This is a genomic window from Terriglobales bacterium (assembly GCA_035567895.1).
Taxonomy (GTDB): Bacteria; Acidobacteriota; Terriglobia; order Terriglobales; family Acidobacteriaceae; genus Gp1-AA112.
Genome location: DATMPC010000096.1, coordinates 1 through 17,982, shown reverse-complemented (window position 1 = coordinate 17,982; position 17,982 = coordinate 1). Strand labels below are relative to the sequence as shown.

Sequence of the window (17,982 nt, the reverse complement as noted above, 5' to 3'; positions counted from 1 at the left end):
GACCCACCCGCTACCGCGCGGGTGGTACTGACTCTGTATCACTCATATCTGAGCGCCACTATCGGATCCACCTTTGTTGCACGGCGTGCAGGAATGAATCCAGCAACAGCTCCAACGGCTCCGAGCAGCACAATCACGATCGCTAATGAGACTGGGTCCGTTGCTTTCAATCCAAATAGGAAGCTGTGCAGGATGCGACCGCCGGCCAAGGAAAGCGGAATACCAATACCAAGCCCGATCAACACGAGCAGCATGCCTTCGCGCAACACGAGCTCAAGTACGTCACTGCGCTGAGCGCCGAGCGCCACGCGAATGCCAATCTCTCGAATTCTGCCCGCAACTGTGTACGACATGATTCCGTAAAGACCAACGCAAGCCAACACGAGAGCTAATCCGGCGAAGAATTCCGAGAGCGTGGCCAGCACACTCCGATTACTGACGTTCCTCTCGACGAGCTGACCCACTGTGTACAGCGAATAAATCGGCAGATTGGAGTCCACTGTTTTGATTTGGCTTCGAACTTCACCCAACACCAAATTGGGATCGCCTTTGGTGGCGATTTCCAGCACGAAGTGCCGCGCATCACGAAACTGCTGGAAGGCGTTATAAAACCTGGGAGGAGTAGCATTGCGCAGAAACTCGCCATGATCCTTCGCGTCTTTGCAGACGCCGATCACAGTGAGTGGCTTTCCCTTCTCCTCTGGGTCATCAATCTCGAACTGTCGCCCTACAGGATTTTCGCCATGAAAGAACTTCTTCATCATGGATTCGTTAATCACGGCCACGCGAGTCGATCCCGCTGTATCCTGCTGAGCGATGCCTCGCCCGAGGAAGACAGGAATTCCCAGGACGGTAAAGTAGTCGGTCGATACGGCATCTTCCCGGACGCTGTAGTCTTCGCGGCTCGCTCCAGTAAATCCGGGGACGATAACCTTGTCTGACGACTCGCCTCCGCTGAACAGCCCAAGACTCGAATAACTGACGCCGCGAACTCCGGGAAGGGAAGCAAGGCGCGTAGTGAGCTCCTGCGCAAGCTGCTTTACGCCTTCGCCTTTGTAACCTGCGTCGGAAGCGCCTGGGTGCGCGACGATCAGGTGACGGCTGTCAAAGCCAAGATCTTGCGTGACGAGCTTCTGCAAGCTGCGCCCGAGAAGCGTGGAAGCGAACAGCACCAGCAGCGAAAGTGCAATCTGGCCCGCCACAAGCCCTTTGCCCCAGCCGAAGCCCCACCGCGTTTCTGAAGTCGCAGCCCCCGCGTTTTTCAAGGTCGGATTTACCTGCACTCGCAGACTGTTCAGTGCAGGAACAAGTCCGAAGAGAATTCCGGTAAGCAGGCTCACTCCAAACGTAAAGAAGAGCAAACGGAGATCCGGGGAGAGCGGCAGATATTCTGCGTCGGAACCAAAGAGACTGACCAGAAGCCGCACGCCCCAGATTGCGAGCACAGCGCCGCACGCGCCGCCCAAAAACGCGAGCAGAATGCTTTCCGTCAACAACTGTTGCAGCAAACGTCTTTGACTGGCTCCAATCGCAAGGCGGACGGCGATTTCTTTGCTTCTTGTTCTGGCTCGTGCCAGCAGAAGATTGGCCACGTTCACACATGCAATCAGCAAAACCAATCCAACGATTCCCATCAGTAAAAGCAGCGGGGTGCTGTAGTCCGCGCGAAATCCTGAAAGTCCAGTGCCTCCAGCAACTACGGCGATCTCCTTGCCGGCAATCTCATTCAGATCGTCAGACTTGAGCCGCGCGCCGAACGATCCTTTGACAGCCTGCTGGAATACGAGGTTTACGTTAGCCTTGGCCTGCGCCACTGAAATGCGCGGCTTGAGTCTGCCAATGAGCGAGAGCCACGAAACCTCTGGATCGTTCCGTATGCCTTCTTCGCGCATAATCTTTGGCTGCATGGTGAGAGGTACGAAGACCGAGAAATCGCTACCCACGACGTCGCCGCGGAATTTCGGTTGAGCGACACCCACGATCGTGAACGGATATCCGTTGAGGCGAATCTCTTTGCCGACGATTTCAGCCGAGAAGCCAAATTTTCGTTCCCAGTACCCGTAGCTGAGTACTGCCACCGGATTTGCGTTTTCCTGTGTCTCGTCGCTTTCGGTGAGCAGCCGTCCCGCTGCCGCGTCCACTCCTAAAACGGGAAAGTAGTTTCCAGTGACCAGCCGAGCGTCAACTTCCTCGGATGCGCCGGCAGCCGAACTCGTGTTTACTTCGACTCGATCTTCGGTTGCGGCCGCTGCCAGCCCCGTGAAGACGGTGTTGTTGTCACGAAATTCCCGATACAGCGGATAGGAAAAGTAATCCGTCTCCGGAGTTCCGTGCCATCGCGAACTCACTATCCCTGGATTTCCGACGACAACCAATTCTTGCGGCGCTTTGAGGGGCAGCATTTTCAGCAGCAGCGCATTCACAACTGTGAAGATCGCCGTGTTCGCGCCAATGCCAAGTGCCAGAGTGAGTACCGCGACAGTCGTGAATGCAGGGCTCTTGAACAGCATCCGACTGCCGTAGCGAAGATCCTGGAAAAGAGAGTTCATGCTGCTTTCCCTAGCACTCCGACCCGCCAAGACAAACTTTCCCCTTCGCGCCTGCGGCACGCTTTCACCGCAAACTGTTTGGGAACTTAAGCTACGCCGACGCTTTCCTCGACGACCTTGCCGTCGAACAGATGAATCGTGCGCTCAGCATGGCGGGCGAAACGCTCGTCGTGGGTCACCATGCAGATGGTTGCCCCTTCGCGATGGAGCTGTTGGAGCAGTTCCATAACGGCCTCACCATTTCGGGAATCGAGGTTTCCGGTAGGCTCGTCCGCCAGCAGGATCGACGGCTTGCCCGCCAGCGCACGCGCTACCGCGACGCGCTGTTGTTGACCGCCGGAGAGTTGCGATGGATAGTGCCGCATACGGTGCGACATTCCTACCTTCTCCAGCGCGCCGTGAACGCGTTCTTTACGCTCCGCCGCGCCCATCTTGCGGTAGGTGAGCGGCAGCTCGACGTTCTCGTACACAGTGAGGTCGCCGATAAGGTTGAAGCTCTGGAAGATGAATCCGATCTCCTGGTTGCGAATGCGAGCACGATCGGCGAAGTCGAGGCTCTGCACCGTCTTGCTGTTGAGGACGTAAGTTCCGTCAGTAGGAGTATCGAGCAGGCCGATAATCGACAGCAGCGTCGACTTTCCGCAACCGGACGGGCCCGCCATCGAAACGTACTCGCCTTCGCGGATCTCGAGATGGATGCCGGAGAGCGCGTGCGTCTCTACTTCATCGGTGTAGAAGATCTTGGTTACGTTCTCCAGGGTGATTAACGGCCTGCCGTTCGATGCCATTGTGTCTCCTAAAAATTTTTCTTGAATCCCAAACTGAAACCGACGAGGCGAACACGAAGGTCACGAAGGAAACAGAGGAGGTCACGATGAGGAATATTGCAAAAGTCCCTGTTCCCTGTTTCGATTTCTTCGTGACCTCCGCCTTCAGACTTCGTGACCTTCGTGTTCGCTCTTCCCGGGTCTTACTCCAACCGAATGCGATCAACGTTGTCCCAGCGCGACATGTCGGACAGGATTACCTGGTCGCCATCGCTCAGTCCACCGAGAAGCTCAACTGCGTTCACTGAACTGCGTCCTAGCTTCACCGTCACACGCGTTGCCCCTTTGCCATCCGGATCGAGCTTGAACATGCTTACTGTGCTGTTCTCCTGACCGAATGCGGGGCGTCCGACGAATTGAACGTTCGCCAGCCGATCAAGATCGATGGTTCCATCGACGCTCAAATCTGGGCGGGCGCCTGAAGGCAGTTGTCCTTCCAGCTTCACGTCAACCGTGACCGTACCGTTAATCACGGCCGGATCGATGCGCATTACGCTTCCCTGAATTACTCCGTTGTGTGTATCCACGGATGCCGGCTGACCGAAGGTGATGTCTTTCGACTGCGTCTCAGCGATCTTCAGCTCAGCTTTCAGGTGGTTCGGCTGCACGACCTTCGCAACATTTGTGCCCGCCGTGACACGCTGTCCCTCCACTACCGGAACTTCCGTTAGCACCCCATCGATGCCCGCGCGCACATGCAATGAGTCGAGTTGTTTGATCTTGAGCTGATAGAGCGCCTTCAACTCGTCGATCTTTGCCTGTTGCACCGCCAATTGAGACGCTACAGATTTGGTATTGATAGCAACTCTTTCTTTTTCGATTTGATCTCTTGTGGAAAGTTCTTCGGCATGCGTCTGCGAGCTCTTGCACGCTTGGCCGGAAATGACCCCTAACTTGCACAGTTCCCGATCGATTTCCGCCTTGGTCTTGGCATCGGTGTAATCGGCGCCGACCGTTGCTGCATTGGCGCGCTGGGTCATTAGGTCACTTTGGACCTTTACTTCGATATTCTTGTAGTCGGCTTCCGCGGCCTTTAACTGGAGTTCGGCATCCACCGCTTCCTGCTCGGTTTGTGGGTTGCTGAGATCCATGATGATGGTGTCCGCTTTAACCTGAGTGCCGGGAAGGATACGACGGCGCTCAACAGTGGCGTCTGTAAGAGAAGAAATTGAGCGAATATCAACCGGAACGAGCGTTCCAAGACCTCTAACTTGCCGCAACATCGGACCGCGCTTGACGGTATCGGTCCAAATAGTGGAGCGCTCAACGCTTGGAGCGGCTGGCTTCAGCCGCGAAAGTCCCAGAGTCACGCCTGCAATAAAGAGGATGGCGAGTGCCGAGAAGATGATCCGCCGCTTGCGCTTTGCTGCGGCGTTAGACGGTCTCTGAATATCCATGACTACTGGCCGTAGTGCGCTTGACCTGCCAAAGGGCTGCTGACTGTAACTTCCTCAAAAAACAGGGCTAAACAGTACTCCTCGTAACGGCCTTTGTAAACCTGTGTTCGCGGCTGAATGAAAATGTCCGGAAACGGACAGAAACGGCAGTTCGCCCTCCGGAGGAAGCGAGAACGGTGGAAGGCTTTTCGGATCTGCATTTGAACCGGGGTACTGTTCCAAAACGGGAAGCAAGATCCCTAATGATTCCCTGGCCGATGAACGACGCCAGAACAAAATGCCGAGGTAAACCATTGGCCACCAAGGGCTTATCCGTAAGAATCCCCAGAATCGCTGCTATTTCCCTGCGCACTTCCGGGAACTTTGCGAAATCTGGGCAGAATTTGATGATCCTGAGACCCGAATTCGTAAATTTCGCGGTATTTCTCCCTGTTTTCAGTCTTTCGGCGCACCGACATTCGGCCAAATTGGCCTCCGACTTCACCAAGACGGTCTCAGTTTCGCCGGAACTTGCCCCAATTGCGCCATCGGGATATGTCCCTATTTGCGCCAAAATGTCTCATCCCGTCTCTGCGTATATAACATGCGTATTTTCATTGTCTTAGCTGTCATTTACTGTTCTGGTTCTCATTCTGAGGCAGACGAACTGTCACAATTTCCCTAGCCGGGAATCATTTGTAATTGTATGAAAAATAGACACTTGTACATTTCCACAGCTCTGGCCGTCGGCTTGCACTCATAGCGGGCGAGGTATTCGTCACCGCTATGTCCAAGAGCAGCAAAGTCGCTATCGTACTCAGCCTGACGTTGGCTTTTGTGGCTGGGTTCAACCTTTCCTCCCCGCAGGTGAAACACATGCTGACAGCCGTTGCTTCGGCTGTTTGGGGTTCCTAAGCAGTGTTTTCCTTTAACCCGCATTCAGATGCGGCTGAAAAGAAAGTGGACCTCCCCAGGGTAGTTCACAAAAAATTTTGCAGGGAGCAAGAAAGAAAGAACTCAATGAAACCGCAAACTACAACGAAAGGTGCAGTGGCCAGGTTCTGGCGCTTGCACTTGGTTGCGGCGATGCTGCTGCTTACGTTCGTAAGTACAGCCTTCGCGGCGCCAGGCAAGCACGGACCTAAAGCGGCGCCTGACCTAGACAGGTTCCTTGTGAATCCGGATGGAACTGTGGACGTAATCGTCCAGTTCAAGCCGGATGCATTCGAGGACGACAAGAACTTTCACCCTAATGACAAGTTCTACAGCGGTCCGCACGGCGACCGGATGAAGCAAGCCGCTATAGAAGCTCGTAGTCACTTCAAAGCCAGCGAGCGCTCGAAGTTCGAGCGGAATTTCGGCGTTCAATTCAAGCGCGAGTTCGGCGCTGTGTCGGGTGCATCCGTTCGCATTTCGGTCAATATGCTTGAGCGGCTGCTGCAGGACGATAAGGTTCTGTATGTAAGTCCTGACCGCCCGAACAAATCAGCGTGGGACGACGCACCGCAACCAGTAAATGATGCCATTGCTCGTCAGAACTACGGCGTTGACGGAACGGGAATCGGCATCGCTGTCATCGATAGCGGCGTCTATCAGCACGATGATTTGCAGACCGCAGACATGACTAACTCTCGCGTGGTCTACAGCGAGAGCTTCGTGCCCGGAGATGCCAGCACAAACGACGCATATGGCCACGGCACTCACGTTGCCGGAATCGTTGCCGGAAACGGTCATGATTCTGCCGGACGCTTCTACGGCATTGCGCCGAAAGCCAACATCATCAACCTGCGCGTACTCGACGCTAATGGCGGCGGTTCCGACAGTCAGGTGATTGCGGCTATCAATCGCGCGATCCAGTTGAAGAACCAGTACAACATCCGTGTGATCAACCTGTCGCTCGGACGTCCGGTGTTCGAGTCCTACACGCTGGATCCTCTCTGCCAGGCAGTTGAAGCAGCCTGGAAGGCAGGAATCGTAGTTGTGACTGCGGCCGGCAACATGGGCCGCGACAACAGTTTCGGCGAGCAGGGTTACGCCACGATCGAAGCTCCCGGCAATGATCCCAACGTGATCACGGTCGGTGCGATGAGCCCACAGGGAACCTGGACGCGAACGGACGACATCGTCGCCAGTTACAGTTCCAAGGGGCCATCGTTGCTTGATCACATCCTGAAGCCAGACATCATGGCTCCGGGAAACAAGATCACATCGCTGCTTTCGCCAGGATCGACTTTGAGCGGGCTCGCTCCTCTCTCAGCGATCATCAAGCCGACACAACTCACATGGCTCTGCGACGTGTTCGCTGGTCAAAGCGACTGTGGCGCCACTTCACCTGGTCCACAGTACATGCAGTTGAGCGGCACCAGCATGGCAACTCCAGTAGTTGCCGGCGGCGCAGCGCTGATGATCCAGAGCAATCCCAACATCACGCCTGACATGGTCAAGGCGCGCATGATGCGGAGCGCCTGGAAGGGCTATCCAGTGCGCGGCAACAGTTGGGGTCGCGACGTAAGGGGCAACACTTATCTGTCCCAATACGACGTCTTCACCATCGGTGCCGGATATCTGGACATCCAAGCCGCTCTGGGTGACAACAGCCCGGTTAACGGCGGTGCAGCTTCGCCCACGGTTGTTTTCAACCCGCTTACCAAGACCGCGACGCTGGTAAATGGCATGTCCGTTGTCTGGGGACAGTCGATGGTCTGGGGACAATCCGGCGTGTTCGCAAACTCAGTTGTCTGGGGTCAGCTCGAAGTTGACGCCAGCTCCATGGTTTGGGGCAACTCGGTTGTCTGGGGTCAGACTGACGAGGCAGCCTGCAGCATGGTTTGGGGTCAGAGCGTAGTCTGGGGTCAGCTCGACGACGGAACTCTCAACGCGTTGAGCGACGGCGACCCTGGCGACGCGTCTGATGCCGACTCCACGGACTCAGGCGGCACCATAACCGATGGCGAAGCAGTGAATCCTCCGACCGGAGGTGCACTGTGAAGCGATCAGCACAGTTCTTCATCGCGCTCGTAATATTGGCGGGTTTTGCGGTGTTGGCGAACGCTGTCCTTCACGCACAATCGGCCGATCACACTCGCTTCGTCTCGTTCCTTCTGGTGGCCTGCCTGGCAGCCCGTTTCAAAGTGAAACTGCCTGGAGTCACTGGAAGCATGTCAGTGAACTTGCCGTTCATCCTGGTCGCAGTGGCCGAGATGAGCCCCTCGGAAGCTCTGGCTGTAGCGTGCTTCTCGACCTTCGTTCAGTGCTTGCCGCGTGCAACACAGAAGTTCAACACGGTGCAGGCGATCTTCAACTTCAGCAACATGGCTCTGGCAGTGGCGGCAACGCGTTTCCTGTTCGGTTATCCGGCGCTTAACAACATGACCACTTCTCATGGGTTGGTGCTGGCTCTGGCTGCAGCTGGATTCTTCGTAGTCAACACTGTTCCAGTGGCCCTAGTCATCTCGCTCACGGAAGCGAAGAACGCCCTGAAGGTTTGGGGCAACATCTTCCAGCTTTCCTTCCCGTACTTCGTGGCCAGCGCGGCGATTGCCGGACTGGTTCTCGCGGCAACGGTAAAGATCGGCTGGCAGGTTCCGCTCCTCGTGCTGCCGGTGATGTTCGGAGTCTTCCACTCCTATAAGCACTACTTCGGTGGCGCCAAGGAGACGGCTCCAGCACCGGCCCCACTGGCTGCTCGTGCAGCCGTGGCAACGGGAGACTAATCAGTCCGGTTTCATTCGAGGTTGTTCGACCGGCTGTGCCTTTGGGGAGGCACGGCCGGTTTTTTTTTAGGCCCGCGCCCGAGAGTCAAATTCCCTGCTTCAGGGAAAACAGCAGGGAATTATTCCCGGAGGAAAAATTTTCAATCGCGGAACCCGCATAAACACAGGCGATTCGGCAAATGGCCAGGGAATTAGCAGGGAAGTTGTCATCAGCCTTCCAATTCGTCGACCTCTCTTCACCTGGACCTATTCCGAGGTTCTAACCGACATACGCGCGACTTCGCCTCATACTGCTCACAATCCTGTGGTACCACGTACAGACTCGCAATGGAAGCAAGGTCTTAAAGGGCGCGGATTCACCAGATCATTATCCTTGCTTACTGTCATCTCGAAACTCTCCCTTACTGTCATCCCGAAACGAAGTGAGGGATCTGCTGTCCTGCGGGACGCCGAGGAAGACAGCAGATTCTTCGCGCCAAAACGCCATTCGGAATGACAGTGTTTTGGAGGTTTACAGACCGGCCAATATCTACTCCTCCGCCATCAATATAACATTCCTAAAATGAGCAACTTAGATGATTCCTTTGGTAATCTAGGCGACTCTTAGGTCTACAGATAGAGTGGGGGCATCCGAGGTGAAACGTCGCCATGCAGAACCCAAGCCGGGACACAGAAGTCAGCGAACTGAGCTACCAGGGACCCCTGATCGGTATGCGGTCAACACGCCCGAAAGCAGCCTCCGGAACCGACGTTAAGAAGTCTGTCGACTCGGAAAAGTCCACTCTTCGGCAATAGCTCGCCCTTGGATCCCGCGTGAGTAGTTGCCTCAGCTAACGGCAAGAGAAACTACTTCCGCTGATACACGCTGATTTCAGGATAGACGCAGATTTTTTTGTTGCTGGTGCTGAACCGGGGTCTGGTTACCCACATAAGATCTGCGTGCATCCATGAATCCGTGTTTATCTGCGTGAGTAGTTGCCTTTCATTCGAGCTGCCTGCGAAGATCTGCCAGCTGCCGCTTCACTTCTTCTAATTCCGCGCGAAGTTTTTCGAATTCGTTCTCCAGTCGCGCCGTTCTGCCGCCTTCGTCGTCGCGAGCTACGCTCACTGGCTGTGCCGAAGGCTCCGAATGACCGGAGAACAAGTGCATGTAGCGCGATTCCTTCGTGCCAGGCTGCCGCTGCAACATAGCGACAAGCGGTGGTTCACGCTCGATGAGACGTTGCAACGTGGACTGCACATCCTCCAGATGCTCAAAGCGGAACATCCGCTCAGTTCGGCTACGGAGCTCGCCCGGAGTTTGCGGCCCGCGCAGCAGGAGTACACACAAGATCGCGGCTTCGCCTCGTGTGAAATTGAATACTTCCTGAATGCGATGTTCATACTTCGTGACTCTACTGTCAGCGCCGCGGGCGGGACCGGCGAGCCTGTGGCTCTGCAGACCATCGAGAGCTTTCCGCACAGCGTCTTCGTCGAGGCTCATCACCGGCTCGCGATTGTTCTTCTGATTGCACGCGTTCACCAGAGCGTTCAACGAGAGCGGATAATAATCCGGCGTCGTAATCTCTTTTTCGATCAGCGATCCTAAAACTCGAGCTTCGACTTCGCTGAGCTGGATGTCCATGCCTTCAGCGTACACGAGCCGTACTCCTGGCCAACAAGAGCCCATTTTTACAAGACGGCCGAATGGAATTCCCTGACGGCGGACGCGGCTATGCCTGCCGCGATCTAGAAGGTCACATCTTGAACTTGGCACCTACAATCCTTGGACGCAATAGGCGACGCATTTAGAGATTTCACGGAACTAGGACCCGATTATCGACGTCTATTGCATTGCCAACCCATGACCGGAAGATTTTCTGCAGCCGTAATTAGATCTGGTTTGTTGGGGCTTCTGTTGTGTGGAGTTGTCCTCTCAGGCTTCGGTGCTTATGTCTGCCTGGTGCGCCTGCACATCTACTACATGGAGCTGTACAGGAATCCCATGCACCCGATGATAGCTGTGTGGCGGGAAAGCATAATTTGGGTCACCGCCGCCGTCTTCATATTGCTAGGCCTATACGTCGTTCTGTTCGCCTTTCAGAAACTGGCAAGGCGACAACTACCATTTTCCATTTTGAGAAAGTCCTTCGTTGTGGGTGTCATTCGATGCTTTGTGGCATTGGACTATTCGTCTTAGCGTTCCACATCTACTTCTATCTCACGCTTCATGCTGACTTTGCTCCCAACGTATTCACCTATCACCTAATCAACACCCTCTGGGGATGGGGATTTTCCCACAATGGACTGGCAGTTGTACTTCTCGGAGGCCCAATTCTTCTTTTCGTTTCTGGATTTGCTTGGACTCTGGCGCGCACAGAGCGACGCCATTCCAGCCATCGTCGAGACGGGTTCTATAAGAGCAGTTGACCGTGCCCCGGGCCCTGTCGGAAAGCGAATGCCCGGACACAGTTGCTCTCGCACGAGAGTTCCAGTGAAGCAACTAGCGGAAGTTTTCGGTGAGTATAATGTCGCTGCTCCGCTCGTCGATTTGCGAGTACAAGAGCCAATGCTTCCTCTTGACCACCTGCTGGACGAGGCGGTCAGCCATGAGCTGGGACATTCCCTCTGCAACGATTCAACCGAATTTCGCGGCAGCGTTTCGGCCATAGCGGAATTTCCCCAAAGACGTCGCGGTCGGGTCGTCACGCCTCGCCTGCAGAGCCCGCCTTCAGCGGTTTCGCACAATAAACCCAGTAGCCGTCCGTCAATACCATTGCCAGCCCTCTCTCGCAGGATTTGGCCTTGGACTTAGCGCCATAGATGGTTTATCTTGTGGGCCGATTTTGTTCGAGGGACCCGGGGGACACCAACGACGATATAAAGCCAAACCCCTAATTTAAGCGGCGTCGACGGACTGGTACCTTTCCCCACTTCGGCTAGCCGGTCGTTACGGCGAAGTTTCTATTCCGTTTCGTCCCCGCGAAGATTAGCTGGCAGGTGTCTCCAGGGTTCGGAGAGGGCTCCAGCCATGAAAGCTCCATGTACTCTGCGCGCAGTTTCCGTAGCGGCTTTTCTATTTGCTTCTTTTTGCGTTACGCCCTACTCATGGGGCAAGACACCCGTTGGCACTTCTCCGACTGTCGATACTCAATCGTCTGAAGCAACGGTGGAAGTTCCAGGGCCGTTGCGGTCCTTCCTCCGCATGGCTGGCATCAGCCAGAAGGCTGCTCCTGAGGAAGTTATCCCTCTGCTGGCGCGAAACGTCTTCTTGCTGGGATATGAAGGACCGTCGGCGCATGTGCGTCCCACGGAATTTCTCATTTTGTTGAGCCGGTATGTGCAGCAGGCGCGAGAACTTGACGTCATGGCGGGCGCTGAAGGTGTGCTTCGGGTTGCCAACTGCGAACAGGCACGACCGTTACTCCAAGTGCTCGGATATCGAACTCGCACCGATTGTGGACAGGCCGGCAGCTATCTGGAAACGGCCGACCCGCAACGAGCGTTTGTCACAGTTGATTCCGGATTCCCATTGCCGGAATTGGAAAAAGCTCTTCAAGGCGGCCAGCCGTTCTCATATCCGTTCCGCGGCTCTCGCGTTCCGATGCTGTTTGCTGAAGCGGACTGGACGGGAAACAAGAATCTCATCGACTCCCTGATGCGCGATTCAGCGCTGTCCCGCCTCTATTGGGCATTCGCCCAGATGGACTCGGAAACCCAGGCTGCATTGCACCAGTCCCCTGGGTTGAAGCGTCTTGCTCCTTATGGCCCGATTCTGGATTTCTATGGCAGCCGCATTCGCTTTCGCTCCGGACATGTTGTGGTACCCGGTGGCACCAGCGCCGAAGCTGTTTGGCGCGATCTGGTGGGAGTCGGTCCTGATGCCGGCGGAGAGTTCATTGCCCGGTTAGCTTCCAAGGACAACGGCTGGCTCGCCGCGTACTTCGATGCGCTCTCTCGCATCAATCGAACGCAGCAGGCACATTTTACCGAGCCTCGCAGGCTCAAACCTTTTTACGAAGCATTGCGGCGTCAGGATGCTCCTCCAGCGGAGGCTGCAAGATCGGTGTTTCGTCCGGCTCCTGGTCTCTTGCTTCTCCTAACCCGCCTGGAATGGGAGGCGAACGGCGAACCCCATGTGCCGGGCAATCTTGAAGTGTGGAAGCGTGTGCTCCATCAGAAGAACTACTCAGATGTCACGCGCGATTGGGGTAAGAAGGCGCACGGCTGGAATAATTCTGAACAGCTGCTTGAGGCCTTGGTTGCCATCTCTCGCGTGGATACGGAAGTAGGGCCGCTGCAGGCCTACCTGATGTTGAGCGAACTCGACGCTGGACGGGGCGCGCACCATCGCTTGAGTGCCGAAACAGTGTTATTGATGGCGAGTAGATTTTCAAAGTTTGGAGACCAATATCTTGTGTTCTCCGAGTTCCCATCCCTTGACGACACCTCAATCAGCACTTTCCTAACAACCGCGGAACGGCTCGACAATCTGCCGAACCATTACATTCGCGGGAATGCGCTCGGCATGTTCCAGTCCAGCGTTGGAATGTGGCAGATATTGGCTCGTCAAAACCAGATTCCCAAAAAGGACTTGAACGGGTCTTTCCAGCGGGTTATCTATCCCTTCGACAAGATCACAACCTCTACAGGTGTCTTTGACGCTGGACGCAGCGCCCTGCGAGAGCTGCTTGTCGCTTCAGCTAGTAAGCCGGAGGCATCGCAGAACGAGGTCATCAACCTGCTAGCGGGCCCGCGACAATCCACTCCTGAGGGTCAGCGCATGCACCAGGAAGTGGCATCGCGCATGCGGGCTGTCCTCGATGCGCAGCGACTGGTGTCGCTAGATACTTTGATTGCATTGGGCGACGGCTTGCAGGATGTAGCCCAAGTAAAGGCATCATCGGCCCGCCTGACTGCTCTGGCAGGTGAGCTTCGTGAGTTCGAGATGCCGCAACCCATATTCAAGAAGAGCGAACGTGAAGAATGGGGAGCCGGAATCTATAACAATCGGCACACCGACCTGGAGATGCAAACCGATCTCTCCAAAGTCGTCCGCCAACCTTCTTCAGCGGACCAGGTGTTCCAGGCCCGCGGTCAGCTCGCCTCGTTTCTCAGAGACACGTTGGTCGGTTTGAATTACGCCTACTATGAGCCGCCGGGAGCTCAGATTCTGCATCACAACCCACTGTTCGTGCGCTCACACGACTTCTCCGGGGATACGGTGGTCGGCATGCAGCGCGCGAGTTGGCGGGCTCCGCAGTTGTTTGGAGCCGGCTCACCAGCAGGCGGCGGAGCACACCTTGTGGGATCGCTGGCTGATCTGCCTTACGTGCTCGCGCAAGCCGAGCAGGATTTCATTACGCCCGAAAATGTGCAGGCCCTCATTTGGGGAGCTGTAGTTCCGGGGATTCTAACCAGCGCGATCGTGCCGCGATGGTGGGATGTGAGCCGGAATGAGCTACACGCCGTCGCGCTATACCAGAAAGCGGGCGAAGAGCTCTTAACAGCGTCGCAATCGAATGACGACCTTCGAAGCAAAGTAGTCGACATTCTCTCCGAGCGTCTTGCTCCCAGGAGCATGGAGCGCTTGCAAAGGGCGCTGCGCTCGGCACCGGCGCCCGATGTGCTTTCTCGCGTAACGCCCGCGGATTCCTTCTATCTTGCTGTTGAGTTCAGTCACCGCTATCCCGACCAGGCTGATGCACTCGGACAGCCGGGGAAGGAGTTGCAAAATCTGACGCAGCAGTATCCCAATGAGCTGAGTTGGGAGCGACTGTCACGGGACTTCGGAGTTCCCCATCCCGTTTTGGCACAGAGCTACGCTCGTGAGCTGCTGAACTTACCGCCCTTCCCAGCGTTCATGGGCTACTCGAGCCGTTTCCTGGCTGAGTCGTGGGACTCGAACAACCTCTATTGGGCGCGCTTAGCCGACGAAAAGGACTATTCGCCGGTAATGTTGAATCGTCTCGTTCCGGAGTTGACACGGCGCATGGTGGAGAAGATCTTTGCTACGGATCTGGAAGATTGGCCGGCATTGCTCCGTGCAACCCGAGAAGCCGGAGACGAATTCCGGCAAGGAAAGGTGAATTCAGTCTTGGAGGCAAGCAGCGTACTGCCTCGTAACTAGGCTGCGTCAAAAGCTGTACGGTGGAAATTCGCGCAATCGCAAGCTGACGATTGTTCTATTTTGGGATAATGCTATGACGAAACGATATTCTCGAAGGCTGGTAGTAGTTTTTGCTCTTATCTACGGCTCCGGAACCTGGTCGAATGCGCAGCAGGCGGAGCAGGCGCAGTTCCAAGTATCCGTCGACCTCGTGCAACTGAATGTTGCTGTCACCGACAGCAAGGGGAACTACGTAACTGGCCTAAAGCCCGCCGATTTCCAAATTACCGAAGACACGATCCCCGAGAAGATAGCGTTCTTCGGCGAGGGCAACGGACCAGCGCGCAGCGTAGCGGATGTCGCGCAGACCGAAGGCAAACCCCTGGACGCGTCTTATCCCGCGCCGAATACTGCTACTGCTACTGCGACCCCTGAGCAAACCGACACCCTCAGTGCAGCCATTGCCGGCTCCAACGTCTTTATTCTTTTCGATACCAGCAACTACATGTATCGTGGCTTCGTTTTTGCGCAGGACGCGATCTCAGAGTTTGTCCGCTCGCTCGAGAAGGCCGACAAGATTGCGTTCTATTCCTACAGCCGCGATTTGTCGAAGGCGGCAGTGTTGACCTCGGACCGTTCAGAAGTGGTGCGCGGAGTGCGAACAACCGTCGCTGGAGACGACGCCGCGCTCTACAATTCGCTACTTCTAACCGTGAAAGATGCTGCGGGAATTACAGGAAGAAAAGTTGTGGTGGTCTTCTCCAATGGTCCTGACAATTCGAGCGTCGTGCCTCCCGAGGACGTTGCCGAACTAGCCCAGTCCTCTGGCATTCCCATCTACATGATCAGTACTCGTGAAGCCCGACTGGAGCCTGTATCGACTGCTGTCTTCGAGCGCATGACCGCCGCCACCGGGGGCAAGGCATATTTCTCCAAGAATTGGCGGGACGAGCGAAAAGCTTTTGCGTCGATTCGAGACGATCTGGGACATCTGTATTCGCTCAGCTACTATCCGAAATCGAATACCAACCACGGTTGGCGAAACATCACAGTCAAGCTACTGGGCGATCATCTAAGGAACTATCGGGTTCGCACACGCAACGGATACCGCCCACAACCCAGTCGGTTTTCGGCCGGAAGCGTGGCCGCGGCGTCGGGTGAACCGTCGGCAAGCAATTAAGGAGGGCATGCGACTGGCCGTCGCGGCGCCTCGCCCTTGCGATAAAATAGATTTAACCCGCGAACGTAGGCGCGTAGCTCAGTTGGTTAGAGCGCTACCTTGACACGGTAGAGGTCAGGAGTTCGAGTCTCCTCGTGCCTACCATTTTTCGTCCCGCCAGATTTTCTACCTATGATTCCCTTCTTGGCGACCCGACAAGACTGGGCTGAGGTTGTCGACAGAAGCTGGCTCCATACCAAGGAGCCTGGGAAACTCTAGTTTCGCGTGGAATTGTTCGGCGTTGTGTCAGGGCAGTCAGTCCAGCTTATTGCTGCATAATCAGTGGCGAGTAGTGGTTGAGAACCAACCGCCAGTGCCCTTGCTGCTTTACCCATACTCTGGTAAAGCGGTTGTCACGGGGGACGGCCTTGCCTTTATCTTGCCCATTCATTGTGGAGCGGCCAGTCTCGACAGCCGTGTTTCCGTATATGCGCACCTGAACCTCGTCGGTGGTGATAGACAGAAATTTCAATTCACCGGACGTAAAATCTGAAATCACCTGCGGCTTGGTTCTCACGGCGCCGCTTGGCCCTACGCCGATAAAATCCGCAGCATAGATGCGCTCAAGGGCCGCCGCATCAGCATCGATCTGCGCCTGAATGCGTTCATGATCCAGTTGCCTTATGACCTGCTCAATGCTTCCTCTTCGATCCCCGCTCGCGCTCGGTCTTTGTCCTAGGGCGATAGAGGCCATCGTAAGGACTAGGACGGCTATGACAATTGTTCGTCTCATGGAGAGCTCACCTTTGTTAATTACTCACTGGCGCTCATCGTAACACCAGAAACACTGAGGTCTGATAAGTCGCGTAACCGGACATCTCTAACAATCATGTCGATCCTGTACACCCTTATCCGGCAAGCGCGCTCATCAGAAGTTTGCGTGCGCTTAGGACGTAAATTACAGAGAGCTTGTGCCTGTCCGCGCGTTCAGGTTCCAAACTGGGCAAATACAAACTATTTCCCTGTCGTTCGCTTCGCCGCATGAATCTACAGTAAAGGTCTATTCGGCCTCCCAGCCCGGACTGAATCATCTCTATTTGTCATGGAGGAACCTATGTGGTCCAAGCAGCAAACTATGACCGAAACGCAAACTCCGCCACCCGCTCAGGCAGCAGCATCCAACGTCCCATTCACTCCCCCCGCCCATTCCGCCGCACGCTCCGCAACTTCCGCGTCCCGCTCTTCCGCACGACTTGGCTCCAGCCTGCAGATTAAAGGGACAATCACCGGCTCGGAAGACCTGCAAATCGACGGCATTGTGGAAGGTCCGATTTTCCTGGATGGCCATGCGCTTACTATCGGTTCCACCGCGCTCGTTAATTCGGAAATTCACGCCGGTGAAGTGGTTGTCAATGGCAAAGCTGTCGGCAACGTCGACGCCAGCGGACGCGTCGAAATTACAAAAGACGGCTCCATTGTCGGTGATATTTTTTGCGCCCGTATCAGTATCGAAGACGGCGCCCACTTTAAGGGCCGCATCGAGATCGATCCAGCCAAATACAAAGCCGCGACCATCTAGCTCGTTAGCCCGCGATTCGCGGTGATTTGTGAGCAGTCCGTGATTACACGCGCGACAATTGCACGGCTACCGGTGTTCTTAGGCACCGGGGGTCGGTTGTGCCCGGTTAGTTGACTAGAAGCACATGTAGATTCCAGCGCTCACTTTTCCGGTCAGCGCGTTAACCAGGAGGTGAGCTTAACCACTAAGGTTCTGCAGACTTTTTGGCGGCTTCTGCTTTGGCCCACGCTGCTTTCTTTTCTGCGATGGCCCCCGCTGTTGGAGGATAGTTTTTGAACGCCTTGATTATGTTACTGTCTGCTGTTTTCCAAATCTTGTCCGGGTCGTTGTGAATGATCTTCTCACTCACAAACAGGCGCCACGCAAGATCCCGCGCTTTCGCATCAATCAGTTCAATGCCAAGCAGGCCTTTGTGGGTCACCGGCGTACTCATCGTGGTGTACATAACCGTCCAATAACCATAATAGTAGGAACCATACATGCCCCAATGGGCAGTACCGGTCAACTGCGCGTTCGACTCCGCCTCAACCCAGTAGCGCACCACCAGATCCGGATTTTCTTCTGGCTGTACTTCGCGAAGTCCTTTGCCCGTCAGTTCACGCACCACCGCCCGGTGGATCCGATTGTTCAGTAGCTCTGGGTTCAACTGCAGCCTGACGAGAGATTCTACTCCGCCGATATACGCAAACGT

General features: G+C 55.5%; 12 protein-coding genes and 1 tRNA gene. 7 read left to right on the top strand and 6 right to left on the bottom strand.

All coding sequences use genetic code 11. The features are described from left to right. Positions 1-38: 38 nt before the first annotated feature. From VNX88_20035 to VNX88_20025, 3 genes are all read right to left on the bottom strand, one after another. A complete protein-coding gene (locus tag VNX88_20035) occupies positions 39-2,549 on the bottom strand; it encodes an ABC transporter permease (protein ID HWY70966.1) in 2,511 nt (836 codons plus the stop codon). 86 nt (positions 2,550-2,635) lie between these two features. Beyond that, entirely contained in the window at positions 2,636-3,337 is a 702-nt protein-coding gene (locus VNX88_20030; protein HWY70965.1) for an ABC transporter ATP-binding protein, read from the bottom strand. 182 nt (positions 3,338-3,519) lie between these two features. Then, positions 3,520-4,773, bottom strand: coding sequence for an HlyD family efflux transporter periplasmic adaptor subunit (locus VNX88_20025; GenBank protein ID HWY70964.1), 1,254 nt, complete (start codon positions 4,771-4,773; stop codon positions 3,520-3,522). Between the two features lie 999 nt (positions 4,774-5,772). On the opposite strand from VNX88_20025, the gene VNX88_20020 reads away from it, so the two are divergent. Further along, positions 5,773-7,740 (top strand): S8 family peptidase, encoded by a 1,968-nt coding sequence (locus VNX88_20020; GenBank protein ID HWY70963.1) that lies wholly within the window; start codon positions 5,773-5,775, stop codon positions 7,738-7,740. Continuing rightward, complete coding sequence (locus VNX88_20015; protein HWY70962.1) at positions 7,737-8,465, top strand: hypothetical protein; 729 nt, start codon at positions 7,737-7,739, stop codon at positions 8,463-8,465. Before VNX88_20020 ends, VNX88_20015 begins: the two co-directional genes overlap by 4 nt. A 982-nt stretch (positions 8,466-9,447) precedes the next feature. On the opposite strand, the gene VNX88_20010 is transcribed toward VNX88_20015, so the two are convergent. Next, entirely contained in the window at positions 9,448-10,104 is a 657-nt protein-coding gene (locus VNX88_20010; protein ID HWY70961.1) for a YceH family protein, read from the bottom strand. Between the two features lie 509 nt (positions 10,105-10,613). Between VNX88_20010 and VNX88_20005 the strand changes: the two genes are divergently transcribed. The 4 genes from VNX88_20005 to VNX88_19990 all read left to right on the top strand — a co-directional run bounded on the left by VNX88_20005 (position 10,614) and on the right by VNX88_19990 (position 15,877). Further along, a complete protein-coding gene (locus VNX88_20005) occupies positions 10,614-10,874 on the top strand; it encodes a hypothetical protein (GenBank protein ID HWY70960.1) in 261 nt (86 codons plus the stop codon). 601 nt (positions 10,875-11,475) lie between these two features. After that, positions 11,476-14,574: a hypothetical protein gene (locus VNX88_20000; GenBank protein HWY70959.1), complete on the top strand. Its 3,099-nt coding sequence runs from the start codon at positions 11,476-11,478 to the stop codon at positions 14,572-14,574. Between the two features lie 73 nt (positions 14,575-14,647). Beyond that, positions 14,648-15,733: a VWA domain-containing protein gene (locus tag VNX88_19995; protein ID HWY70958.1), complete on the top strand. Its 1,086-nt coding sequence runs from the start codon at positions 14,648-14,650 to the stop codon at positions 15,731-15,733. Between the two features lie 67 nt (positions 15,734-15,800). Further along, a tRNA-Val gene (locus tag VNX88_19990) sits at positions 15,801-15,877 on the top strand. 160 nt (positions 15,878-16,037) lie between these two features. Here the strand turns inward: VNX88_19990 and VNX88_19985 are convergent. Continuing rightward, positions 16,038-16,505: a nuclear transport factor 2 family protein gene (locus VNX88_19985; GenBank protein HWY70957.1), complete on the bottom strand. Its 468-nt coding sequence runs from the start codon at positions 16,503-16,505 to the stop codon at positions 16,038-16,040. Between the two features lie 321 nt (positions 16,506-16,826). On the opposite strand from VNX88_19985, the gene VNX88_19980 reads away from it, so the two are divergent. After that, positions 16,827-17,291, top strand: a complete 465-nt coding sequence (locus VNX88_19980) for a polymer-forming cytoskeletal protein (protein ID HWY70956.1) — start codon at positions 16,827-16,829, stop codon at positions 17,289-17,291. 184 nt (positions 17,292-17,475) lie between these two features. Here the strand turns inward: VNX88_19980 and VNX88_19975 are convergent. Continuing rightward, the coding region (locus VNX88_19975; GenBank protein ID HWY70955.1) for a DUF4136 domain-containing protein at positions 17,476-17,982 on the bottom strand (507 nt) is incomplete at its 5' end.